Annotated in this window: 18 protein-coding genes; 7 read left to right on the top strand and 11 right to left on the bottom strand. The window is 40.0% G+C overall.

Annotation, left to right across the window (positions count from 1 at the left end):
* The first annotated feature begins 13 nt into the window (after window positions 1-13).
* Together AC13EX_RS11855 and AC13EX_RS11850 are read left to right on the top strand one after the other, a co-directional pair.
* Window positions 14-1,423 (top strand): right-handed parallel beta-helix repeat-containing protein, encoded by a 1,410-nt coding sequence (locus AC13EX_RS11855; protein WP_482892847.1) that lies wholly within the window; start codon window positions 14-16, stop codon window positions 1,421-1,423.
* A 32-nt stretch (window positions 1,424-1,455) separates the two neighbouring features.
* On the top strand, window positions 1,456-3,825 hold the full coding sequence (locus AC13EX_RS11850; protein WP_482892846.1) for an alpha/beta hydrolase family protein: 2,370 nt from the start codon (window positions 1,456-1,458) through the stop codon (window positions 3,823-3,825).
* Window positions 3,826-4,420: 595 nt separating this feature from the next.
* Here the strand turns inward: AC13EX_RS11850 and AC13EX_RS11845 are convergent.
* The 9 genes from AC13EX_RS11845 to AC13EX_RS11805 all read right to left on the bottom strand — a co-directional run bounded on the left by AC13EX_RS11845 (window position 4,421) and on the right by AC13EX_RS11805 (window position 15,762).
* Window positions 4,421-4,939 (bottom strand): DinB family protein, encoded by a 519-nt coding sequence (locus AC13EX_RS11845; RefSeq protein ID WP_482892845.1) that lies wholly within the window; start codon window positions 4,937-4,939, stop codon window positions 4,421-4,423.
* Window positions 4,940-5,178: 239 nt separating this feature from the next.
* Complete coding sequence (locus AC13EX_RS11840; protein ID WP_482892844.1) at window positions 5,179-7,494, bottom strand: aminotransferase class III-fold pyridoxal phosphate-dependent enzyme; 2,316 nt, start codon at window positions 7,492-7,494, stop codon at window positions 5,179-5,181.
* Window positions 7,491-8,606: a sialidase family protein gene (locus tag AC13EX_RS11835; protein ID WP_482892843.1), complete on the bottom strand. Its 1,116-nt coding sequence runs from the start codon at window positions 8,604-8,606 to the stop codon at window positions 7,491-7,493. The genes AC13EX_RS11840 and AC13EX_RS11835 overlap by 4 nt, the downstream gene beginning before the upstream one ends.
* The gene (locus AC13EX_RS11830) at window positions 8,603-11,101 is read right to left on the bottom strand and encodes a sodium:solute symporter (protein ID WP_482892842.1); all 2,499 of its coding nucleotides are present in this window, start codon (window positions 11,099-11,101) and stop codon (window positions 8,603-8,605) included. Before AC13EX_RS11830 ends, AC13EX_RS11835 begins: the two co-directional genes overlap by 4 nt.
* Window positions 11,102-11,106: 5 nt before the next feature.
* Window positions 11,107-11,838: a phytanoyl-CoA dioxygenase family protein gene (locus AC13EX_RS11825; RefSeq protein ID WP_482892841.1), complete on the bottom strand. Its 732-nt coding sequence runs from the start codon at window positions 11,836-11,838 to the stop codon at window positions 11,107-11,109.
* Between the two features lie 17 nt (window positions 11,839-11,855).
* On the bottom strand, window positions 11,856-12,785 hold the full coding sequence (locus AC13EX_RS11820; protein WP_482892840.1) for a 3-hydroxyacyl-CoA dehydrogenase family protein: 930 nt from the start codon (window positions 12,783-12,785) through the stop codon (window positions 11,856-11,858).
* Window positions 12,775-14,088, bottom strand: coding sequence for an aspartate aminotransferase family protein (locus tag AC13EX_RS11815; RefSeq protein WP_482892839.1), 1,314 nt, complete (start codon window positions 14,086-14,088; stop codon window positions 12,775-12,777). Before AC13EX_RS11815 ends, AC13EX_RS11820 begins: the two co-directional genes overlap by 11 nt.
* A gap of 4 nt (window positions 14,089-14,092) precedes the next feature.
* Window positions 14,093-15,058 carry a 3-hydroxyacyl-CoA dehydrogenase family protein gene (locus tag AC13EX_RS11810; RefSeq protein WP_482892838.1) on the bottom strand — a complete coding sequence of 322 codons (966 nt, stop codon included), beginning with the start codon at window positions 15,056-15,058 and terminating at the stop codon, window positions 14,093-14,095.
* A 515-nt stretch (window positions 15,059-15,573) separates the two neighbouring features.
* Window positions 15,574-15,762: a CsbD family protein gene (locus AC13EX_RS11805; protein ID WP_048640115.1), complete on the bottom strand. Its 189-nt coding sequence runs from the start codon at window positions 15,760-15,762 to the stop codon at window positions 15,574-15,576.
* A 539-nt stretch (window positions 15,763-16,301) separates the two neighbouring features.
* On the opposite strand from AC13EX_RS11805, the gene AC13EX_RS11800 reads away from it, so the two are divergent.
* Window positions 16,302-17,249 (top strand): tetratricopeptide repeat protein, encoded by a 948-nt coding sequence (locus AC13EX_RS11800; RefSeq protein WP_482892837.1) that lies wholly within the window; start codon window positions 16,302-16,304, stop codon window positions 17,247-17,249.
* Between the two features lie 240 nt (window positions 17,250-17,489).
* On the opposite strand, the gene AC13EX_RS11795 is transcribed toward AC13EX_RS11800, so the two are convergent.
* Both AC13EX_RS11795 and AC13EX_RS11790 read right to left on the bottom strand, forming a co-directional pair.
* Window positions 17,490-19,754 carry an aconitate hydratase gene (locus AC13EX_RS11795; RefSeq protein ID WP_482892836.1) on the bottom strand — a complete coding sequence of 755 codons (2,265 nt, stop codon included), beginning with the start codon at window positions 19,752-19,754 and terminating at the stop codon, window positions 17,490-17,492.
* A 161-nt stretch (window positions 19,755-19,915) separates the two neighbouring features.
* On the bottom strand, window positions 19,916-20,932 hold the full coding sequence (locus AC13EX_RS11790; RefSeq protein WP_482892835.1) for an acyl-CoA reductase: 1,017 nt from the start codon (window positions 20,930-20,932) through the stop codon (window positions 19,916-19,918).
* A gap of 219 nt (window positions 20,933-21,151) precedes the next feature.
* Here AC13EX_RS11790 and AC13EX_RS11785 point away from each other — a divergent pair, with 219 nt between their 5' ends.
* The 4 genes from AC13EX_RS11785 (at window position 21,152) to ychF (ending at window position 24,360) form a co-directional block, all read left to right on the top strand.
* Complete coding sequence (locus AC13EX_RS11785) at window positions 21,152-21,499, top strand: 4Fe-4S binding protein (protein ID WP_048644273.1); 348 nt, start codon at window positions 21,152-21,154, stop codon at window positions 21,497-21,499.
* 171 nt (window positions 21,500-21,670) lie between these two features.
* The gene (locus AC13EX_RS11780) at window positions 21,671-22,024 is read left to right on the top strand and encodes a DUF3276 family protein (RefSeq protein ID WP_482892834.1); all 354 of its coding nucleotides are present in this window, start codon (window positions 21,671-21,673) and stop codon (window positions 22,022-22,024) included.
* A 141-nt stretch (window positions 22,025-22,165) separates the two neighbouring features.
* Window positions 22,166-23,257 (top strand): AI-2E family transporter, encoded by a 1,092-nt coding sequence (locus AC13EX_RS11775; protein ID WP_048640110.1) that lies wholly within the window; start codon window positions 22,166-22,168, stop codon window positions 23,255-23,257.
* Window positions 23,258-23,262: 5 nt separating this feature from the next.
* Entirely contained in the window at window positions 23,263-24,360 is a 1,098-nt protein-coding gene (gene ychF / locus AC13EX_RS11770) for a redox-regulated ATPase YchF (RefSeq protein WP_048640109.1), read from the top strand.
* Window positions 24,361-24,446: the final 86 nt, after the last annotated feature.

Here is a 24,446-nt window from a genome sequence, read left to right as displayed (position 1 = left end):
ATACTATTTTAATATGATAAATTCCGGTAAAAGGAGAAAGTTTTTGACGGTAGCAGCTGCAACATTGGCTTCATTTGTCGGGACACGGCAGTTGTTTGGGAAGTCTACAGTTGATCTTTCTTCTAACTTAGAGGGAGAGGAAACCAACGTAAAGCATTTTGGTGCCAAAGGAGATGGCAAAACAGATGACACAGCAGCGATCCAAAAAGCAGTTGCTACAAGTGGGAATCGTTTGTTTTTCCCAAAAGGACATTATAAGATTTCTAAAACCATTTTAATTGATCTGGCAAAAATGGGTTACGCCAGCATTAGGGGAAATGGTGATGCACAGGTGATTATGGCAGGAGCCGGCCCGGCATTTAAAATTGCAGGGACCCATTTTGGCTCAGCTGATCCTGAAGGATTTGATAAGAAGGTTTGGTCTTCAGAGCGTATGCCTTTAGTAGAAGGATTGTCTATAGAAGGACAGCATACAGCGGCTGTAGGCATTGAAGCCATAGGCACCATGCAGTTGACCATCACCAGGGTTCAGATTAGACATACCCTGCATGCGATCCACCTGAGAGAAAACAACAGGAATTTAATCATTGCTGATTGTCACCTTTACGAAAACCATGGCATTGGCGTCTTTTATGATGGGGTCAATTTGCACCAATCCAATATTACGGGAAGTCATATCAGTTATAACAAGGAAGGTGGAATTGTCACCAAAGGGGGCAATATCAGGAATATACACATCACAGGCTGTGACATAGAAAGCAATATGGGATCAGACAAAGCTCCCACTGCGAATGTGCTGATTGATTGCTCGGGTAGTGCAGTTGGAACCGCTGAAGTAGCCATTACGGGTTGTACCATTCAGCACAACCGCAATGCGCCCAATTCAGCAAATATTCGAATTATTGGAAAAGATCAATCGGGAATTGGAAGTGAAAAAGAGCGCTGGGGAAATGTAACCATCACCGGAAATGTGTTGAGTGATGTGATGGTAAATATTGACTTGCAATATTGCAGGGGAGTGGTAGTCACTGGAAACACCATTTGGCAAGGCTATGATTACGGCTTATTGATGGAGGGCTGTAGCAATGTAGTGTTTGGATCAAATTTATTTGATGCCAATGCCAATTATCCCTCCGGGACGCTTCCATCCAATAAGTTATTGGTCACCAATAGTGAGGATTGTATCTTCACAGGGGTGCAGGTTTATGGTTCCAAGGACAGCCCAGGTCTTGTTGTACGTGATTCAAAGCGTATTAATATTGGGAATTGTAGCCTGTTGAGTTGTGAAAAAGTTGGCCTCTTGTTGGACAATGTTACAGAAAGTAAAGTTTCGGGGTGCTTGATAACTGCCCTAAACCCAGATGACAGTTCCTTTGACCCTATTCAATCCATTGGTGGACAAGGAAATAAAATAACAGATTAACCTCACAGGTTTAAACAAAATCGAATAGATAGATGCATGTAATTTGCTTTTCAGAGAGTAGGATTTGGCTTGTTATTTTATTCATGGTGACAGGAGTCCTTGGGGAAAGTTTGGGCCAAACTGAACATGAATTTCCTTTTCAGGCGCGTTTGTTGGGCGAGAAATTTGACTTGCCCAATACCATGATGAAGGGAGTAGGAGCGTTTTTGGATCAGGCCCTTCAGGAAAGCAAGGCAACAAGAAATGATTTTTGGCAAAGGGATTTTACAAGTCCTGCAGCTTTCAATCAATCAATAGCCTCCCAAAGACAGGAATTGCAACAGATTTTGGGGCTCGTAGACGAGAGATCCATTCCTTTTATGAGCTACCAGGAAAGTGGAGTGCTCGAACCCTATACTTACGCGAATGATAAATATACCATCTCTGCGGTAAAATGGCGGGTATTTGACGGAGTGTTTGGTGATTTTTATGCCGAAGGTTTGTTGATCAGTCCCAAAGGGGAGACCAAAGCCAGGGTGGTCTATGTTCCGGATGCAGCCACAGCACCAGAGGTAGTTGCGGGTATGACAGGGAAGGATGAACCAGGTTTTGGTAGGGCTGCAGCAATGGCGAAAAATGGTGTGGAGGTGTTGGTTCCTGTGTTACTCAATCGGCAGGATACTTTTTCAGGTAATCCTATACAAGGGAAATTCACCAACCAAACCCATAGAGAGTACATTTACAGACAAGGCTTTATTCTGGGCAGGCATGTGATCGGCTATGAATTACAGAAAGTATTGGCAGCAGTTGATTGGTTCCAAGCAAAAAATGAGCGGACGGGAAAGTTACTTAAAATCGGTGTTGCCGGCCATGGAGAAGGAGGGATGCTGTCCCTTTATGCAGCGGCCTTGGATTCTAGGATTTCCTCCTCATTGGTAAGTGGTTATTTTGACCAAAGAGAGAATATATGGAAGGAGCCAATTTATAGAAATGTCTTTGGCTTATTGAAAAAATTTGGGGATGCCGAGCTGGCGGTCATGAGTTGGCCGCAAAAGTTAAACATTGAAGATTCTTTGTATCCGGAAGCTTCAGGCCCACCGGCACCATCAGCCGGAAGGACTGGTGCTGCTCCTGGAGTCTTATCAATTCCGGAACTTTCTTCGGTGAAGGCAGAGTGGCAAAGGGCAGAAGCAATGCTTCCCAAAGGCAAAAGTAACCTTCGGTTTTTTGAGGGAAGTAATTCAGCAAATAGTGTGCAATCCGATAAAGCCTTACTAACATTCCTGAAAGATTTGGGTATAGAAGCTGAATTAAATGAAAAGAATATTTCTTTATTAAACAGTGGCTTACCGAGTCATTGGCTTAATACTGAAGAAAGGCAAGAAAGGGCTGTACGAGCTATGGAAGACCATGTGCAGCAACTTATTCCCGCTTCTGAGACTATCCGGGACAGTACTTTTTGGCAGACCTTTGATAGAAATTCGGGAGATTTGAAAGATATAAAATCAGCCCATAGGGCAAGGTTATGGGAAGAATTAGGGAAGTTGCCCGATCCGAATGTGCCAAACAATACCGAAGCGAGATTCTATGCAGAAACAGATACTTGGACAGCCTATGAACTGAAACTGGATGTTTGGGAAGGTGTTTTTGCCTGGGGAATTTTACTGGTTCCAAAAGGAATAGATCCATCAGTTCCTTTGCCGGCTGTGGTTACCCAGCATGGTTTAGAAGGTTTACCCAAAGATGTTTTGACAAAAGATAAAAGTGAAAGGGCATATAAAGCCTATAAAGGATTTGCCTCAGACCTAGCGGATAGGGGCTATGTGGTATTTGCCCCACACAATTTGTATTGGGGTCAAGATAATTTCAGGGTTTTGCAGAGAAAAGCCAACCCATTGGGTTTGTCCCTTTACTCTATCATTACAGGTCAGCACCAACGTATTGTAGACTGGTTAGGTCAGCAGGATTTTGTGGATTCGGAGAGAATTGGGTTTTATGGCCTGTCTTATGGAGGAAAAACAGCCATGCGGGTTCCAGCCCTGGTGGAAGGTTATGCATTGTCTATTTGTTCAGGAGACTTTAATGAATGGGTACGAAAAGTAGCAAGCACAGATTATGAAGCTTTCAACAGTTATCCTTTTACCGGAGAGTATGAAATTCCAGAGTGGAACCTGGCCAATACATTCAATTATGCTGAAATGGCAGCCTTAATCGCTCCGAGACCATTTATGGTGGAAAGAGGCCATAAGGATGCTGTCGGTACAGACAAATGGGTGGCTTATGAATATGCCAAAGTAAGAAGGCATTATGCAAATATTCAAAAGGAAGGTTTTACCACCATTGCTTATTTTAATGATGGACATACCATTAACGGGAAGGAAAGCTTTGCCTTTTTGGACAGGTTTTTGAAAAATGCTAAATAAGTTTGAATTGTAGGGTATTTAGTGACGAAACCAATCAACCGGACCCTGAGGGGAAGGGGTAGTAGGTATTACGCGTACGCAACCCTAAGGCTTCGGCTCCGCTCAGCCACCGGGTAGAGCGTTCACTCAGCCGTTAGTTATCGGCTCTGTCTGCTCAGCCACCGGGTATTGAGATCACTTAGCCGTTAAGTGTCAGCTCCGCTCAGCCGCCGGGGAACTACAATAGGTTTACAATTTACGTAATAAATCCCCCTTGGTCCCTCCGCCGCGGCGGAGGGATTTTGTGCTTTCAGGAATGATAGTGTCGTAACTGATTTACATTAATTCAGTCGTATCAACTACAGCCATTCAGCCAAAAAATCACATTTCCGCAAGTCCCCCTTGACAAGGGGGTAGGGGGATTTATACGGGTATATCACTGTTTATCAGTATGTTGTTTCTACAGAAAGTCAACCATATTACCGGACCCTGAGCAGATTCGAAGGAGTAGGTTTTACGCATTCGTTACCCTGAGGCTTCGGCTCCGCTCAGCTGCCGGGTATTGAATTCACTCAGCCGTTAGGCTTCGGCTCCGCTCAGCCACCTGTTAAAGAAATTATATACCTCTATAACCCGGAGGTTCAATGCCTTGCGCCCTGATATAGGCTATGGCGGCACCTCTATGATGCGTAGTATGGTCGTCCAGCAATCCTACCATTTGCCTACGAGTAATTTTTCCGGCGAAAGAATCTATTTTTTCGGATAATTGTGCCTCAGAGAGAGAAGAAATGGTTTTTTTAGCATAATCGTAGGTTTTATTGATGAATTCTTTCATTTCTGCTTTGGTTTGAGGTTTTGCAGAAGGATCGAAATCCATGTCAACCCCAAGTAAAAAACCTTTGGAGATATTAGCAACAGCAGCACCTGTGTGTATGATTTGCTCTCTAAATGACATGGCAGATTCATGGAGTTTGTCGTCTAATTTATCATCAGGCATTTTATCAATGGCTTCAAGGGTAAAAGCTTTGCTGTTTTCCCATTTGGCCAGAAACTCTTCCATGGTAGTTTGGGCATGGCTACTCGCCATTCCAATAAGAAGAAAAAGAGCGGTCAGTAGAATGTTTGTTTTTTTCATTGTTTTTGGGTTTGGATTAAAGCTAAAGTTCGGGAATTATTTTTGTATTTCTATGGGCTGTCCAATTATCATAAGCTTAAACTATAAAATGTTTACGTCAAAAATCCCCTTGATCCCTACGCCGCGGTCGAGCGATTTTGTGCTTTCAGGATGGGTGGGTTCGTTACTAACTTTCAATTGAGTCAGCCCATTTCAACTTCAGCCATTCAGCCATAAATTCCCATTTCCGCAACTCCCACCTACAATAACCGCGAAAAGCCACTATGGGCCTTTTCTTCTTTGGGCCATTTTTCAAAACTGTTCTCTTTAATGACCTGACTTAAGCTTCCAAAGGTTTCAGCCAAGGCCTGTTTGTAGGCAGCGATGATTTTTTCATTGTGGGCAAGCGTAGGGTAAAAGGAAGTGCCTGCAAGAAAGCCTTTGGAAAGCATCTGTTGGGTAAAAATGGTTCTTAACATTTCACTTTCAGGATGGTCAAAACTAAAGCTTGTCAAAGCAGGGAAGCCTTTGACTTGTAGGGGAAGGTTTTCACTAGCAGCGGTTGTTTGCAAGATACCCTGAACTTGTTGGCCAGAATGCTCAATGACCTTTTGAATATCCCGCTTTTCCATTGCTGCAATAGTAGCCAATGCGGCTACTGAACCTAAACTCTCTGTCCAATAAGTGCTACTGATAAAGGATCGCTGAGCTCCTTCCATGGCAGCCTTGCTTCCTATAACTGCCCCAATGGGATACCCATTTCCTAAAGCTTTGGCAAAAACAGCCATGTCGGGTTCAATGCCATACTTCAAATGCATGCCTCCAAAATGTAAACGCCAACCCACTGTAATTTCGTCCATGATCAACAAGATTCCATGTTTCCTAGTGATAGACCTGATTTCTTCCAAAAAGCCGTCCTCAGGATTCTCATACCTGCAAGGTTCCATTATCACTGCCGCCAGGTCCGGTTGTTGGTCAATGATTTCCTGAAAGGCCTCCAGGTCATTGTATTTGAAGGGGAAGCTGGTGTTTCTCAGGGCATCAGGAACACCTTCGGGACTTAATCCGGGTAATAAATGGCCTTTGAGGGCATCATTTTCTCCTAGGTTCGCGGCCAAATACCAGTCCTGCCAGCCATGGTAACCACAAAGGGCGATTTTATCCCTGCCGGTAGTTGCTCTCGCGATTCTTACTGCCACTGCACAGGCTTCTCCACCGCCTCTGACAAACCTGGCTTGATCGGCCCAAGGATGAATTTCACAGAGTTTGTCTGCCAATGCTACCTCCTCAGGAGGGTTGAGCGAACACATATTCCCCAGGTTTACTTTTTTAATTATGGCCTTATTTATTTCGGGGTGGGCATAACCCAGAATGCAAGAACCCACGGCATTGGTGGAGAAGTCATAAAAGTGTTTCCCATCCAAATCCCAAATCTCACATCCTGAAGCCTTCTTAAAATAGGGAGGCCAATGATTGGGAGCCATGTTCTCTGGTCTTTTGCTTAGTAGCTGGGTACCTCCGGGGATTTTGGTTTTTGCGTGTTTGTAATAAGCTTGATTAGTTGTTGGCGAATGCTCATTTAACCCGAGTAAGTACATGGCATTTTCCCAAAATATTAAACCCAGATCCGATTTATCTAGGCCAAAATTATTCGCAGCTTCCTTCAAGGCGTTGAGGGACTCTAAACCTACCAAGGTAGGTTTGCCCCATGCTTGGTCCCAATTGCAATTGTTTTCATCCAACCAAATAAAACCATTGCCTATACTTACACATTTTCCTCGGATTTGTGAGACCGGGAAGTCAGTACCAAACATTAATTTTTCCGGACCGAAGTATTTCAATATGGGTAATATTGCCTGCATTTCACAGATCCCTGACATGTCAAACCATATATTAGGAATGCTGTTCAGGAATTTTGCTCCTTCAGCGTGCAAGGCATGAAAACTCCTTCCACAATGCGCCAGAATCAGTTTTACATTGGGGTATTTCAAACAGAGCCTTCTAATGTCTTCGCAGTTTTTAGGATCAAGCAAGGCCTTGTCTTTCATGATGTGCAACATGATTACTGCTCCGTGTTCATGCGCCGTAGCCCAGATAGGTTCTGGTAAAAATCCTGTAATTCCCGACTGAGAAGTTGGAGTTTCGGTACCATACACATGGTAGGGTTTGAATCCGACTACTTTGGCATGTGAAAGCCCCAGCTCCAATTCTTTTTGGGAGGTTTCCGGTTTCACCAGTATCAATCCTCTGGATAAGGTTAACTTTTCCAGTTCATCAAACAGGAATTGATTGGCGGCGGATAAATTAACCTTAGGCAAGGGGGCAGGGAAAAACAAGCCACCCAGGAGGGAAGCTTTTGGAAGCAATTGTTGGGTATAATCTTCCCACTGCCCATAACCAGCTATCTCCGGCCCACTGTTCCAAAAACTATTCTCAGGAGCATTTAGGTCAGCTTTCCTATACCAATGGGCATGAATGTCAAAGAACTTCTCAGGAATAAAAGAGTCCAGTGCTTCTATTGCAGACAAGTCTTCAGAGCGTAATTGCCAGGGTTTGTTATTTTGGGCTAGGGTCATATTTGAAATTCCATCCAATGAATAGAGGTGTTGTCCGTACTACTTCCTGTATAAAAATAGGCCCATAATTTATCCGCACTAATTTTTAGCAGATGGGGATGACCTGTAGTAAAACGATACATTTCATCCCAGGCCTGATTTAATTCCATGTTTTCACTGTCTTGCCCTTTTCCAGGTTGCTTGTACAAGGGAAAGGATTTTGGGTAAGATTTTCCATCATCATGGCTGTTCCTGATAGTGATGACTGGGGCTTTTCTTCGATCAATATCAATGGTGAATAAACCTTTTTTTCCCATGTCCACCGGGCTACCGGGTTGTCCATAGATGCCAGTGTCATAGGGTAGGGACCAGCTATTACCGAAGTCTGAGGATAGGGAAGCATGAATGTTTTTATAAGCCTGGCTAACACCATCAAAAGTCCAAAAGAAGTTGATCAGTTTGCCCGATTCCTTCATCACAGCAGGGCGTTGGTCCCAAAAGAATTTCTGAGGATAGTTGGTTACTTCAATCATTTCTCCCCAAGTTTTCCCAAGGTCTCTGGAAAAAATAAGTGCAGACCTATGTACCCAAGGTTTAGGATCCTGTGCATATTTATTGATCTCAAATTGGCAGACAATCCTACCGTCTGCCAGCATAAGTGGAGCTCCTGTTAATGGAGTAGGTCCATTAGCTTTGGAAGTTTCCATAAATTTTGGCTCGCTCCAGGTAGCACCATTGTCTTGAGATAGACAATGGAAAATCCGTGTATCCTTTAGGTGTTGATTGGATGGTTCGTAAAAGGGTTGATTGGGCTCTGAGTGATCCACCCAATTGGCTACTAATAGTACATTTTCTCCGCCTAATGGTAATAGATACAAGGAATGTGCCCTGCCTGGCTTTCCATCTATGGGTTTGAGCTGGAAAGGTTCAAAGGCTTCTCTCCAGGTTATTCCTCCATCATCAGACCAGGTCAATAGAGCTTTTTGATGTACGGGGTCTGTTTTAATTTCTCCTGCCCTGTATCCGGCCAGTATTCTTCCAGAAGGAAGCAATACAATATTAGGGAAGGTGTTACTCTTTAGGTAACTAAATTCCCCCATTCTTGGAAGTACTCCTTGCCTTAAGACTTTCATTTCTCCATTATTTTCTCACTTCTTTTTTTCATGGTTTCCTGATTTCCTAAAAATTTATGGTCAATATAACTGAACACTACACCTGCTACTATTCCGGAAAACAGTGAAGCTGGAGTAATAAAGAGCACTTCTATTCCCAAAAATTTAAAGAAAGCCACTGCAATGGCCATTGCAATACTTATCAATCCTCCAATTAATACCCCTCTTGCTGTAGCAAACGGAATGAAAAGGGCCATAAAGAACAATACGAAAAGTGGGGAAACAAAAAGGTTTACCACTTTGACAACAACATCATACAAATTGCCTTCCACTCGGCTAATCAGTAGGCTTAAGGCAAGGGTAAAGATGCCAACAAATAAAGAAAGAATTCTAATCCTCTTGAGTTGGTCAACTTTTTCAGGTTTTGATTTTCTAGAAAACCTTTTGAAAAGATCTTCTGATATGACAGAGGAAGTTGCACTTAATCCGGAGGACAAGCTAGACATGGCTGCAGCAAGAATTCCGGCAGCTACTAAGCCGGAAATACCTATGGGTAGACCTACAAGTATGAACTTTGGAAATAAAATATCAGCATGAGTGGACACCGACTCTCCGGTAGCAAGGAATTGCGGATTGTCCAAGAAGTAGGCCAGCACAGCAAGGCCAACAAGCCCCAAAAGGAATTGAGCTACAAAGGAGGTGATCAATGAGACGGCAAAGGTTTTTCTGGCTGTTTGAATATTTTCCGTAGCAAGAAAACGCTGAATGGACATTTGGTCAGAACCCGATGAAGCCACATACCAAATAACTGTCATCAGTAAGGCGTTACCTATGCTTAAACGTTCCCTGGCATCGATGGCCCATTTGTATTCTCCCCAGTGATCCAGCCATTGTGTGGGTATCCATGAAGTAGCTGAACCAAAATAAACACTTATCAAAACAATGGTTAGCAAGGCTCCTCCCAGCAAAACGCAAGATTGAATCACATCTGTAAATACCACAGCCTTCAAACCACCCATGGTGGTATAAATAATGGTCACCCCTATTAAAATTATACTGATCCAAAGTATGTTTGAGGTAGTATCTTCAAAGCCAAAAATTGAGATGATTGCTGTATTTACTGTGATGAAAATAATTGTGCCCATCCAAAGAAACCGTAATGACAAAAACAGAAAAGTAGCCAGTAATCGAATGCTTACCCCCAAATTAATCTCCAAAATCTCATAGGCAGAGGTTACTTTTAATTTCATGAAACGTGGTATTAGAAACCACCCAACGATATAATAAATTAAAGGAAAAGCCAAAACACCTGAAAAGATCACAGGTCCGTATTTGATCATCTCTCCAGGGTAGGAGAGGTAGCTCAAGGAACTTAATAAAGTAGCAAAAAGCGATAAACCTACAGCTATAGGATTCATCTTGCCACCGCCTAATAAAAAATCCTTTTCATTTTTATTTTTCTTTGAGAAGATGTATCCAATTACCATCATTCCAAGCATATAGATCAGAACGATAGCCCAATCTATAGTGGACAATTGGTGGGTTGTTTGCTCCATGCGAAGCAATGCAAAAGCTGCAGTAGCCATCACATCGGCATTTGAAGCTTTGGTTTCAGCATTAATCTCAGTACCTAAGGGATTGTCGTTGCGTAGGTACCCTAGCAATATGGATTGATGAGACCAATCCCCCTTATGTGCGATCGTTAATGCCAGTGCCATTCTATCGCCTTTATTATCGGACTGCTGTAGGGCAAATATTAAATCTTCAATTTTTTTATAGGACTCAGACTTTTGAAGTTCAGGTTCTGCCCAATAGTAAGCGGCAGTAAGCAGGTGAATTTTTGCAATGGAAGAACTGGGTTCATCGAGTGCCATTGTCGCAAGGGATTCCCATCTTTCTTCTGGAATATTTCCTTCCATTTTCAGGGCATAGGCAGCTTGTAGTCTAGGGATTTCTTCTTCGATGCCTGACATCAAGGCTTCTAACATTGGGTTGTTAGATTTTTCTTGGCCTTGCATACTAGCCCAAAGGGTATATACCCAGAGACTTCCTTTTTCTCCTTTAAGGATTTTGTCCGTGGTAGCTTTGGCTAAAGTACTGACGGGGACGCCCAACTTGGCTAAGGTTTCTGCTGCATGAATTCTATCGCTGGCTTCTGTATCGTTAAATACGGCTATGATTTTGTCAATGTATTGCTGTCTTTCAGCTTCTGTAGGAGCAGATTTAGCCAACACTCTCCAGATACCGATTCTATAGGGAGCCTGATTTTCATACAGAGCAAGTTGCTTTAAAAATGTATCGTACACCCCCTCAGGTAGCCCTACTTGTAACTTGTACTCAGCAGCATGAACTTTTACCCATTGTTCTTCCTCCTGCATCACCTTGTCCAGTACCTCATAAGAAAGATTTTTATCCTCTTCTGAGAGCATATTGTTTTTTTCTCCACAAGAAAAGAGGACCATCGAAGTGATTAAAAGGAAGCTTAAATAAGCAAATATTCTTAAGGAGTGATACATTGATATTATTTGTTTAAGGAGGCTATGTAAGCTTTTTTGGCAACGAGGTCTTCTTTGGCGGATTCTCCAAAATAAATCAGTCCTAAGGCTTTCCTACTTCTATTTATACTTGTGTTTGGTGCTGCTCTATGGATAGTAAGGGCATGATGAATCAATACATCTCCAGGGTTTGTTGCTATAAACGCTTCATTTTCTAGATCCGAAGGTGTTCCAAAATCTACGATTTCCTGAGAAAAGCCTATGGTTCCAGATTTTCCGTGTGTCCTCACACCATTCAAATGAGAACCTTTGACATAGCTCACCCAACCATTGTCTTTATCCACTTCCTCTAGGGAAATCCAGAAGGTGACAGCTGACATGGGAGTCAGCATAAAATAATACCCGTCTTGATGAGGAGGAGTTGCTTTTCCGATTTTGGCAGGCTTATTAAAAAATTCCACTGTCTTGCCTACTACTTTTTCACCCAGTAGCTCAGCTGCCAGGGCTGAAAATTTACTTTCAAAGAGAATGTTTTTGAATAAGGGATCATATAAGTGGAGATCCTGAATCATTTTTACCCCTTGCTTATTTTCTGTATTCTCGAATTTGATGTGTCCTGTAGGGATGTCCTGCAATCCTTCCTCTACAATTTTATCCAACCTAGACTTAATTTGGTTGGTTTCAATCTTGTCTAAAAACCCTGGGAAGTACAGGTAACCATCCTGGTCAAACTGCTCTTTGCTCTTTTGTTTTTTCATAAGTCTGCTTCTTTTCCTTATGGAGTGTTTTGTTGCTTGGCGTTTTGATCCTCAAAGGGATACTTCTCCATAAGTGCTTTAATTTTCTTATTGAATTTTAAGAAATCTTTTTCAAAAGTCTCAACTTCATTTTCTGAATAGGAATAAAATCCTTCACCACTTTCCAGTCCGGTCTTGCCTGCATTTAACTTTGAATTCATCAACATAGAAGGTGATTTTTTTTGTGATAGCTCCGGGTTGAGGTCTTTCATTACCAGTCCATAAATAAAGGTTCCCATTAAATCCATGTACCTGAAATTGCCAGCAAAAGGCAAATAATAACCAGGGTCATTCCGACAAGCCCTGTCAATGTCTATAGGCTCAACATAACCGTTATCTATGAGATAAAAAGACTCTCTAGCCATAGCAGCCAGCAATCTACTTCGTATCCCTCTACCATTTTTCAATAAGTAAGGGTCTTTACCCCACTGTTCGCGGGCTAATTTCATCAATTCTTCTACTGCTTCTGTATTTGTTATATCTGTAATAATTAGCTCAAGAAAAAAAGTTTGGTGCGCAGGATATACCCAGTTGAGCCCAATCAAACGCTCAGGATTAGAGAAGCCTTCCTGAAAATTTTCCAAAGGATAGCTTTCCATGTTTATAGCGATCAGGGTGTCCTTTGTAGCATTTTGAGCTATTTTATTTAGGAAGTCTTTTTTTAGCTCGATATTTTCAGAGGTATTGACAATTATTATGGCTGCTGTTTGTAAGGCTGTCCAGTCTGGTTCAGTATTAACCATGGCATGGGCCTCGAGGTCTTTTGATAAAGCAGTTTTTGGTATTTCATTAGCAATAAGGGAAACCTTATGTCCGGAATTGCCCAAACACAAGGCAATTCCGGAAAGGTCTTTTCCATCACCCACTAAACAGATGTTAATTTCTGATAGGGTCATTTTACTTTTCATTCATCTTAGCCAATACCTTCTCTACACTTTTAAGGGCATGAAGAATGTCCTCTTCAGTATGTACGGCAGATAAATACCATAGTCCTCTACCAATTACGCGAACGCCATCATCATGCAAGCCAGAAATAAATTGACCCAATTTGGCTTTGTCTAGTTTTAATACATCTCTAAACTCGTTCAGTCCTTCTCCATCTGAAAAACCAGTATGGATAATAGGGCCGATTCCAGAGACAACCATATTATGCCCAGTTTTTTTGGCTAGGACTCTCAATCCATTGCGTAACTGATCGCCTAGATCAAACATTTTGGCATAAGGATTTTCTCTTTCCAAAACCGACACTGTAGCCATGGCAGCAGCAACTGTTGGGTTGGCCGTGTTCATGGTACCTGCATGGATTACTCTCGCTGAAGAGATTTCTTCCATCCATTCTTTTTTACCTACAATGGCACTGATTGGATAACCACTTCCTATTGCTTTAGCAAAAATGGACATATCCGGAGTGATGCCGAAATAGGTCTGAGCACCTCCAAGACCAATTCTAAAACCTGTAATTACCTCATCAAAAATCAGTGCAACGTTGTATTCATCACACAAGGCCCTTAAGCCTTTCAGATAACCTTCATTGGGCACAATACACCCATTGTTACACATGATAGGTTCTGTGATTATGGCAGCGATTTCATGATGACTTTCCTCCAATTTGGCTTTAACCAATTCCAAATCATTCCAAGGAAGTAGGTGGAATTCGTTGATTGAATCAGGTGGTAGGCCTTGGCTCCATGCGTTTGGACTTGGGGCGTTTCGAGGTCCTAATGCTTCTGGAGAAGGCGTAGAAATACCATAGCAAACATTATCCAACCAACCATGGTAATGACCTTCAAATCTAAGGAATTTGCTTTTTCCTGTTTTTGATCGTGCCACCCTGAAGGCTGTTTGAACTGCTTCTGATCCATCCAGACAAAAACGCATCATCTCTGCTGATGGAATGAGCTCCTGTAATTTCTCCGCCAATTCAAGTTCCATCATGTGTTGGCCTGCAAACAATTGGCCTTTTGCAGAATAATCATGGACAGCTTTCAAAACTTCAGGATGTGAATGTCCTAAAATCAAAGGCCCTTGACTTAATGTAAAGTCCCTATATTCATTTCCATCTACATCATAAATACGACTACCACTTCCATGGCTGTAAAACAATGCATGGGGATGATTGTATTTTCTAAACTCAGAGGAAACTCCTCCTGCCAAAACATTTTTTGCTCTGGCCAATAAGTCTGCGGATTTCTGGTACTTTTCGTTACTCATTTTTCTATGTATTAATTTCTGGATATTGTGCAGCCAAATGGAAAATTTCGTGATTAAAGTCCTTGAAGGCCTCTTCCCACTTTATTGCTTCTTCTTTAGTATAATTGTACAAACCTTTACCGTTGTTTATTCCTTTTCCTTGTACTTTTACGATCGCTTGCATTGTAGTGGGGACGGTTTGAGAATTGTCCAATTGAGGAAATATATTCTCAAATATCTCTTTAAAATCTGAAAGGCCCAATTGGTCCATTCTTTTAAACAATCCCATATAGGTCATCCATGAGCCTGGATCATACCTAAAGGCCTTATCTAAATCATCCATCGAAGCTTCGCCATTTTCTAAAATAGCAAACATTTCACGGTAAACTGCATAGAGCATTCGATTTGTAACAAAGCCTCGTAAGTCTTTTTTAAGGTAGGTAGGCTCTTTGTTCCAGGTACGGGCCAATGAAAGTACCCTATTGGCTATTTTTTCATCCGTAAGGGCACCTTTCGTAACTTCTAAAAAGCGTGTCATATAGGCCGGTTCTGCCCAATGTATACCAATAAATCTGGAAGGCAGATTAACATTTTCCTGCAAAACGCTAATTGGAATAGCTGAAGTGTTGGTAGCTATGACGGCAGTGGACTCGGTGTTTTGACTTATTTTTAAGTAAACTTCCGTTTTAATCGCAATTACTTCAGTGACACATTCTTGTATCAAACTACAAGACTTTAATTTAGAGTAATCCTCAGTAAGATGAAGTCTTTTTAGGTAATAGTCTACATTTTCACTCAAAAGACCTGCTTCATCTGCATGATTCAGTTGGGAATGTATCCGGTCCAAGGCCCCATCCATATCAGAGGAAAGTGGTGCAATACCGATAACGGGGTGTCCACTAACTAAAAGAGATACAATGATACTTGTCCCCATTAATCCAAGCCCTACTACTCCTATTTCAAAGGTTGAAGAATTGTTTTTACCGTTCAATTGTCTTTGGTTGATTGAATTATTTATACCTAAACAAGCGCAGTGATTTTATATGTTATAAAAACTGTCCTAATTATTCAAATTTATTATTGATCTGTAAATTTTGCTATTATTATTATGTGTAAAAGTGATACTATTTTTTAGAAGGTGATTTATTTTCCATTCTTCAGGAAAAATTCAGCCTCAAAAAACTTGAAACCCGATTTAGATTTTGGAATAGTAGGGATTGTTTGGGGATATCCTTCCCGAACCAAATGGGAAATTGTCTGATCATGTAGCTCACTTAAGCATAAACCTAAATCTCATTTTAGCCATTCCTTTTCAATTTAGAAGGCTGGGTGAGGAAGGTAGAATAATTAGTAATAAGGGTTTGATAATGGAGTAGTTATAAGAATATCATCTGCCATCTGAATAAAATCATGAAAAGTAAATTAAGCCAAGCAAAATCTATCCTAAAAAAAGGTAAAAAAAAGCCCGATGAAGGAATCATCGGGCTTAAGTTATTATAATTCAGGTTATTCTGAGAATAGAATCTTTTCAAGATTCTCCTTAGTTTCTCCCGTTTTTTTCTGAAGTTTACCTAACAATTGGTCTTCTTGCCCTTCGGTATAAACTAAGTCATCATCGGTTAATTCACCGTATTTCGCCTTAAGTTTACCTTTTAACTCGTTCCAGTTTCCTTTTAATTTTAAATTGGTTGACATAATATGTTGGTTTTAGTGAAAAATTATTAAAACTTATAATAATTATGTAACTATTATCAATATCTGTACCAATTGTGGAAAACCTAACAGGTAAATATTCAAAAATCACATTGATTGCCTGCTTTTCTACTTATGATTAAGCCCGAAATTTGCAATAGACAATCAATTACCTGCTAAAATCTCCACACAGCCTGATTTAGATGCTTTTGCAACGCTTCCCGTAAATATGGGACAGGCTTTACCCCTGATTTTTGTTAGGGCGGAGAATTCCTATTACACAATCTGAGTTAAAAGATGGCCAATTAGAATTATTGTACGAAGTAGTTTGTTATTACCTTTGAAGGAAGTAGGGGAGTTCTCAATTTTAAACTGCGTTTGATAGAACATCCTAAGGGGTTTAAATTATTAATTTGAAATAGTGCCTTGCACTACTTTTGAATAGGTTCTGAAGATTTCTTTCTGTCCTTACTGCATTAATGTAATAAGCCTTACTGACCAATATTGAAAGAGGGGATTAATGAAAGTAAATTATAAATTAGATGAAGAAGAATAAATTATTTGGGTTAAGCTTTTACCTCATACTAACTATTGCGATTTCCTGCACATCAAAAGAAGACAAAAAAGGAAGGTTTTTATTAAAAGGAAACAATGAATTAAAGGAAGGAAATCTCAAGGGGGCCATTACCTATTATGATGAGGCATTGGCAATTGATCCGAAGTTTAAGGATGCCTACTTTAATCGTGGTATGGCTAAATACCAGCAAGCCAAATTGATAGAGGCCATTGCGGACTATTCTGAGGCCATCAACATTGATAATTCCTATGTTCCCGCTCTGCGCCAAAGGGCCATGGCTCATCTTGATTTTGGGGAAAATTATAAGGCCTTGGAGGATATAGAAACATTGCTTCAAATAAATAATCAAGACGGACAGGCTTATTTTATCCGTGGATTGGTGAATACCGAAATGAAATCTTACAAGGAAGCGCTTAGTGCTTTTGATCAGGCCATACAAATCACTCCTGACAATGCGGAATTGTACATTAATAGTGCTACTGTGCATTATTATATGGGTGATTTGGATGCTGCCCTTTCAGCACTAGAAAAAGCTTCGGAGCTAGATGCTACTGAGAGCAAATTACATAACCTTTGGTCTTTGGTTCATTTTGAAAATGGGGCCTATCAAAAGGCGCTTGAATCCGTAAACGAAGCGATACGACTAGACAAGGACCAATCGTACTATTACAACAATAGAGGTCTTTACAAGCTTTATCTAAAGGATATGGAAGGTGCCCTGGAGGATATCAATTTTAGCTTAAAACAAAACTCGAAAAATTACTATGCCATTAGAAATAAAGGGATCTATTATTTCATGGAAGGTGAGATGGATTTGGCAAGTAAATTTATAAACGATGCGTACAAAGCAGACCCTGAAATGCCATTGCTTTCGGAGTACCTTCTTAAATTAAATACAGATTCTGCTCAGTAATAAATAAGCCCTAATCCATAACTTCTTTATGGATTAACTACTTTTTGCCATTATCATTAATTCTGGAATAAAAGCCAATAGCCTAAAAATGGTTGGGCAAACTTCTTATAAAATGAAATGGAAAAGGCTACAAAATTAATTGTAGCCTTTTCTTTATTATGAACATAAAGCTGACTAATTATAGCCAGAAAAAGTGGATTATTTAACTCAGGAGCTGCAATAATTATTGCAGCTCTCGTGTTATATGAGACCTTCTTTTACAAGATTCAATGCTGAACCAGCTTTGAACCATTCAATTTGGCCTTCATTGTATGTATGATTAACAGTTATTTTGTCTTCACTTCCATCGCTGTGGTGAAGAACAACTGCCAATGGTCTGCCTGGAGCAAAACTTTCCAGTCCAACAATATCAATGTTATCATCTTCCTGAATCAAATCGTAATCCTGAGGATTAGCGAAAGTTAAGCCTAACATACCTTGTTTTTTCAAGTTTGTTTCGTGAATCCTAGCAAAGGATTTTACTATTATAGCACGAACGCCCAAGAATCTTGGCTCCATAGCAGCGTGTTCTCTAGAAGAACCTTCTCCATAGTTTTCATCACCTACTACTACGGTACCGATATTATGCAACTTGTATTGACGTTGTACGGCTGGGACTTCACCATAGCTTCCATCCAATTGGTTTTTCACCTTGTTGGTAGCTTCGTTGAAGAAATTAACTGCGCCAATCAATAGATTGTTTGAGATATTGTCAAGATGACCTCGGAATCTCAACCACGGTCCAGCCATAGAGATATGATCCGTAGTACATTTTCCTTTTGCTTTGATCAAAAGCTTAAGTCCTGTAAGGTCTTTTCCTTCCCATGCTTTGAAAGGTTCTAAAAGCTGAAGTCTTTCTGAATCAGAAGCAACTTTTACTTGAACTTTAGATCCGTCTTCTGCAGGAGCTAAATAGCCAGCATCTTCAACAGCAAATCCTTTTGTAGGAAGTTCAAGTCCTGCTGGTTCGTCCAATTTAACCTGCTCTCCATCTTCATTGGTAAGCGTGTCAGTCATTGGGTTGAAAGTAAGGTTTCCAGCAATAGCCAAGGCAGTAACCACTTCAGGAGAAGCTACAAAGGAATGGGTATTTGGATTTCCATCAGCTCTTTTAGCAAAGTTTCTGTTAAAAGAGGTAATGATGGAGTTTTTCTCTTGTTTTTCAGCACCATGTCTTGCCCATTGGCCTATACAAGGACCACAAGCGTTAGCCAAAACTACTCCACCCATATTTTCAAAAATTTGGAGGAATCCATCTCTATCTACGGTGAACCTTACTTGTTCAGAACCTGGAGTGATGGTATATTCTGATTTGGCTGTTAGTTTTTTATCTACTGCCTGTTGGGCTAGAGATGCAGCTCTTGAAATATCTTCGTAAGAAGAGTTGGTACAAGAACCGATTAGTCCAACTTCCAGTTTTTCTGGCCAATTGTTTTCTTTTACAGCTGCTGCAAATTTAGAAAGCGGCCATGCTAAATCAGGAGTAAATGGACCATTGATATGTGGTTCCAACTCAGAAAGATTGATTTCAATTACCTCGTCAAAGTATTTTTCTGGAGAAGCATAAACTTCTTCATCACCTGTCAAATATTCTTTTATACCATTAGCAAGGTCTGCAATTTCAGCTCTGGAAGTACCCCTTAAATAGGCTTCTGATTTTTCGTCATAACCAAAGATGGAAGTAGTTGCGCCAATTTCAGCACCCATGTTACAGATTGTTCCTTTTCCTGTAGCAGATAAAGAGCGAGCTCCTTCTCCGAAATATTCTACAATACTACCTGTACCACCTTTTACTGTAAGGATTCCAGCTACTTTAAGGATTACATCTTTAGCGGAAGTCCAACCAGATAATTTACCGGTTAACTTAATACCGATCAATTTAGGGAATTTAAGTTCCCAAGGAAGACCAGCCATAACGTCACAAGCATCTGCTCCACCTACGCCTATGGCTACCATTCCCAAACCACCTGCATTAGGCGTATGAGAATCTGTTCCGATCATCATACCTCCTGGGAAGGCATAATTTTCCAAAACTACCTGGTGGATGATACCTGCGCCAGGTTTCCAGAAACCAAGACCATATTTGTTGGAAACAGAAGAAAGGAAATCATATACTTCCTTGTTTTTATCTTTCGCTTTCGCTAAATCTATAGAAGCACCGATTTCTGCCTGAATAAGGTGATCACAATGCACAGTCGATGGTACCGCTACCTTAGATTTGCCTGCTTGCATAAACTGTAACAATGCCATTTGGGCTGTTGCATCCTGCATGGCTACCCTATCGGGTTTGAAATCAACATAAGATACGCCTCTTTCATGTCCTTTAGTGGGTGTGCCCTCTGAGAGATGAGCATAAAGGATTTTCTCTGTTAGAGTAAGTGGCTTTCCCACAACTTTTCTGGCGGCAGCTATACGCTGAGGAAACTCAGCATATAACGACTTAATCATATCTATATCAAAAACCATTAATAATGAAGTTATATTGTTGTTTGATGAAAATTCAATAGGGCGCAAAGATACTAAAATCAATAATTAATTGGCCATGATGCTTATTTAATATGCTTATTTATAAAGGATTTAAAAAATAAATTTATTCAAAATAGCTGGTGTACCGGATTTTACAGGTGCTATTCCAATGCCAAAAGGAAAGCAAGAGTGTCAATATTGTCTGCATAATCATGAACTTCAGGGCTTTGAGCGGTACCTAAGGGGATACTTCCCTTAAACCAGCCATCTTTTGAAACAATACATTGAATTTTGTCTTCCAAGGAGTTTAATCTATCCCTTAATGAATCGGCGGTATCATAAACCTCATAGTAGAGTACAGAAATAGGGGAAACCAAATCATTTGACTCCACTAAAAGTAAATGTCCGTTGTCAAAATGAGGGACCCGATTAATGAGGTACTTGGACTTGTTGTACTCGTAATTATTAAAGTACTTGTGGTGATCCAATACCCCACTTACCTTTTCCATGGCCTTCATAAAATCCTGTACTTGGGAAATATCGCTAAAAAAAACTTTGGATACATTTCTACAACCTAAGCCGTAATAAGTGAAGATGTCTGAGGCAAGTAATTCTAAGTCCAATTCTGATTCCTCTCCATTGAGTACGGCTATTGAAGTTCTGTTTTTTCGAATTATATGGGGGTATTTTCCAAAATAATAATCAAAATACCTCGCTGAATTGTCACTACCAGTGGCAATGTAGGCGTCCATACCAGTTAAGCGCTCTTCAAATGAAATTGTTGAGGCCAATTCAGGTGATATTGATGTCAATTGTTTTACCAACCAAGGGATTAAGATGCTGTCTGAAGACCCCAATTTTATTCTTGCTTTGTGTCCGGCCATTAAGGTGCAAAGCAAATCATGGAAGCCAACACCAGGGATATTTCCGGCCATAATGATGCCTATATTTTTATCGGCAGAGTTTGTGTCGAAAGAATAGGGCTGTATCCAGGCTTTTAACTTATCGTGAGAAAGGTACCTGCTTATTCCATCAAGGGCCAAAGCCGACTGCTTAGGGGTAAACCAATTGTTGTAATTTTGCATTTTAGCAAAAAGTTCAGCTTTGGTGTCATCAGATAAATGAAGCAAGCGATCGCCTAATGCAGCAAGTTGAGTTAGTCTTTGATTTACATCCATAATTTTAAGAATAGTAAACAAGGTCCGCGTAAAGACTTTGTCAATTGGTGAAGTTTGCCCCAAATATAATTATTCGTAAGGAAAGCTAAGGGATAATTTTCATCAAATAGTTAGTGTAACAAATAATGTCTATGAGATATTTTTTGAATGGAGAATCATTTTGCTTGTGAGATTGTGAATTGGTTAGTAGTTTTGCGGTCGAACAAAAAAAGAAGCACAATGGCAATAATGATAACGGACGAATGCATCAATTGTGGTGCATGTGAACCAGAATGCCCCAATACCGCCATTTATGAGGGAGGAATAGAGTGGACCTGGGGTGGAGGCACTGAGCTGAATGAGGTGATACAAGAGGATGGAACAGTGGTAGCAGGTGATGAAAAACAAGAACCTGTCTCTGATGAGTTTTATTATATCGTAACTCAGAAATGTACGGAATGTACTGGTTTTCACGAGGAACCTCAGTGTGCTGCAGTGTGTCCAGTGGACTGCTGTGTAGATGATCCTGACAACAGAGAAACAGAAGAAGAATTAGTTGCTAAGAAACAATTTCTACACGGAGAATAATCTTAGAGATAAGAATATCAATATTTTGTAGTCATAAAATTGTCTTTTCCAATAGGTATTTTGACGAATATCACATATTTTCAGAAAAAAAACTTGTAATAACTTGAATTTGATATTTGAATTGATTTAACTTGGCATTAAATTGATTTTTAAAAAATAAATATTTGGATAGTGGAAGATAATAAAGATTACGAAAGAGATGAGATTTTCACCAAAAGGGTAAAGGCAGGTAAAAGAACCTATTTTTTTGATGTTAAGTCTACCCGGTCCAATGATTACTATTTGACCATTACAGAGAGCAAAAGGAAAATCAAGGACGATAATTTCTACTATGAAAAGCACAAAATATTCTTGTACAAAGAGGATTTTGGGAAATTTGTAGATGCGCTTCAAGAGGCAGTAGACCATGTGAAGAATGACTTGATGGCAGATTTTGATTTCTCTCAATTTGATGGTGAGCCTGAAACTACCGAATCAAATAACGAAAATAACAGTAAATTTGGTGAAGACCTGAAATGGGATTAAGGAATTAATTGGCGGATCTTTTAAACACGAGCCATTTATACTATTTAATCCAAAAGCTTTATAAATCGAACCTTGAAAATGTTTTTCCTCTATTAGTGGAAAGCATGGTACAGGGTTCGATTTTTTTGTTATTTTTGATCCATGCTAAAAGTTATATTAACGGCTATAGTTGCAACCCTGCTTGTTTTTGTGTTGGGATGGTATTTTTCTAATATAAGCCTCTATTTTATATTCTCTCTTGTTATTGCCGCTGCACTTCGGCCACTTACCAATAAGATCAATAACCTGTACATAATGGGGCAGCATATTCCCCGTTCACTGGCCATTTTAATATCATTTTTAGCCATACTTTCGGTAGTGTTTTTATTGGTGCTATTATTTATTCCCTTGTTTCGTTCACAAGTTGAATTGTTGAAAGATCTGGATGTTAATTACCTCTATGATCAGATTCAAAAGCCTATTGCCAACTTGGAAGGCATTCTTATTCAGTTGAACCTAATTGACAATGAGCCGGGTTATCTGATTCAGCTTGTAAAGGAAAGCCTCATCAATAGTGTCAATGGGATGAATTTTCAAGGTTTTATCAATGGCGTAATTTCCACAACAAGTAGCTTTTTTATTAGTATACTGGCCATAGGTTTTATCACCTTTTTTCTGCTTTTGGAAAATGGACTTCTAAGGAGAAACCTATTAAATTTTATACCGAATAAGTATTTTGAACTGTCTGTAGCTACCTTTCACAAGGTGGAAAGACTATTGTCCAATTACCTAATAGGCTTATTGATTCAAATGTCGGTGATTTTCACAATTGCATCCGTAGGTTTAACTATAGGAAATATTGAATATGCGATGACCATTGCTGTTTTTGCGGCGGTTGCCAATCTAATACCCTACGCTGGGCCAATTTTAGGAGCCAGTTTTGGCGTGTTGGTCGGTCTTTCTACAGGCGATTTTAATACCACTAATGAAGTGTATTTGTTTCTTTTTAAGGTGTTAACAGTTTTTTCTATAGTGCAGGTGAGTGATAATGTGATATTACAGCCTTTTATTTTTTCTAAATCAGTAAAAGCTCACCCTCTTGAAATTTTTGTTATTATCTTTGTGGGGGCAAAAATTGCCGGTGTATTGGGTATGATTTTCGCCATACCAGTTTATACTATATTTAGGGTTTCTATAAAGGAATTTTATAAGGGGTATAGAGAATACAGGATATTTAGAATAGATAAGATTTAACATTCATGGGACTTAAGTGTGGAATTGTAGGCTTACCAAATGTAGGAAAGTCAACATTATTTAACGCCTTGTCAAGTGCTAAGGCTGAAGCAGCAAATTTTCCTTTTTGTACTATCGAACCCAATGTGGGTGTTGTGACAGTGCCGGATAAGCGTTTACAAATCTTGGAAAATCTGGTGAATCCACAAAGAGTACTTCCAACAGTAATTGAATTTGTAGATATAGCTGGATTAGTAAAAGGCGCAAGTAGGGGAGAAGGTTTAGGAAATAAATTTTTGGGTAATATTAGAGAGGTTGATGCGATCATTCACGTTATCAGATGCTTTGACGATCCCAATGTAGTACATGTGGCAGGTGGAGTAGATCCCATTTTTGACAAGGAAGTTATTGATACTGAGTTGCAGCTAAAAGACATTGAGTCAATTGATAAAAAACTAATCAGGATAGAGAAAGTTGCAAAAAGTGGAGACGCCAAAGCTAGAAAAGCTGTTGAAAGTTTACAAAAATTTAAAGAAGGTTTAAAAGAAGGTAAGAATGCCCGTGCAATAGAAGCGGAAGACGACGACCTTAAAGCCATAGCAGATATTCATTTGTTGACGATTAAACCCGTATTGTATGTTGCCAATGTAGATGAAGGAAGTATTAAGGAGGGGAACGAGTATGTGGATAAACTCAAAGCGGAGGTAGCAAATGAGAACGCAGATGTGATTATCCTTTGCGCAGCATTGGAAGAGCAAATTGCAGAGTTTGAAGAGCCTGAAGAGAAAGAAATGTTTTTAGGTGAGTATGGACTTGAGGAAAGTGGCTTGAACAGATTGATCGCTGCTGCCTATGATCTATTGAACCTAATAACCTATTTTACGGCTGGAGTGCAGGAGGTAAGAGCCTGGACAATCACCAAAGGTTGGAAAGCCCCAGCAGCAGCAGGTGTGATCCATACTGATTTTGAGAAAGGTTTTATCAAAGCAGAAGTTATTAAACTAAAAGATTTTGAGATGTTCAAAACTGAGGCTATTTGCCGTGAAAACGGGAAAATTGCAGTTGAAGGTAAAGAATATGTAGTTTGTGACGGAGATATCATGCATTTTAGGTTCAATGTGTAAATTAATTGAAATATTATTATTAAGTTTGTTGCAACTTATTTGCTCGACTATCAGTTAGTTCAGGTAGTGTGATGAAATAAATTTTT

This window comes from Cyclobacterium sp. L-R (genome assembly GCF_056859355.1).
The sequence above is the reverse complement of the archived record's forward strand: the minus strand, read 5'-3'. Positions and strand labels throughout refer to the sequence as shown.

Coding starts and splice junctions, on each gene's coding strand:
- AC13EX_RS11845 (WP_482892845.1), bottom strand. CDS start 4,939: ATGAAAAAAACAAACATTCTACTGACCGCTCTTTTTCTTCTTATTGGA.
- AC13EX_RS11785 (WP_048644273.1), top strand. CDS start 21,152: ATGGCAATAATGATAACGGACGAATGCATCAATTGTGGTGCATGTGAA.
- AC13EX_RS11830 (WP_482892842.1), bottom strand. CDS start 11,101: ATGTATCACTCCTTAAGAATATTTGCTTATTTAAGCTTCCTTTTAATC.
- AC13EX_RS11790 (WP_482892835.1), bottom strand. CDS start 20,932: ATGGATGTAAATCAAAGACTAACTCAACTTGCTGCATTAGGCGATCGC.
- AC13EX_RS11805 (WP_048640115.1), bottom strand. CDS start 15,762: ATGTCAACCAATTTAAAATTAAAAGGAAACTGGAACGAGTTAAAAGGT.
- AC13EX_RS11795 (WP_482892836.1), bottom strand. CDS start 19,754: ATGGTTTTTGATATAGATATGATTAAGTCGTTATATGCTGAGTTTCCT.
- AC13EX_RS11820 (WP_482892840.1), bottom strand. CDS start 12,785: ATGAAAAGTAAAATGACCCTATCAGAAATTAACATCTGTTTAGTGGGT.
- AC13EX_RS11815 (WP_482892839.1), bottom strand. CDS start 14,088: ATGAGTAACGAAAAGTACCAGAAATCCGCAGACTTATTGGCCAGAGCA.
- AC13EX_RS11855 (WP_482892847.1), top strand. CDS start 14: ATGATAAATTCCGGTAAAAGGAGAAAGTTTTTGACGGTAGCAGCTGCA.
- AC13EX_RS11840 (WP_482892844.1), bottom strand. CDS start 7,494: ATGACCCTAGCCCAAAATAACAAACCCTGGCAATTACGCTCTGAAGAC.
- AC13EX_RS11800 (WP_482892837.1), top strand. CDS start 16,302: ATGAAGAAGAATAAATTATTTGGGTTAAGCTTTTACCTCATACTAACT.
- AC13EX_RS11850 (WP_482892846.1), top strand. CDS start 1,456: ATGCATGTAATTTGCTTTTCAGAGAGTAGGATTTGGCTTGTTATTTTA.
- AC13EX_RS11835 (WP_482892843.1), bottom strand. CDS start 8,606: ATGAAAGTCTTAAGGCAAGGAGTACTTCCAAGAATGGGGGAATTTAGT.
- ychF (WP_048640109.1), top strand. CDS start 23,263: ATGGGACTTAAGTGTGGAATTGTAGGCTTACCAAATGTAGGAAAGTCA.
- AC13EX_RS11825 (WP_482892841.1), bottom strand. CDS start 11,838: ATGAAAAAACAAAAGAGCAAAGAGCAGTTTGACCAGGATGGTTACCTG.
- AC13EX_RS11775 (WP_048640110.1), top strand. CDS start 22,166: ATGCTAAAAGTTATATTAACGGCTATAGTTGCAACCCTGCTTGTTTTT.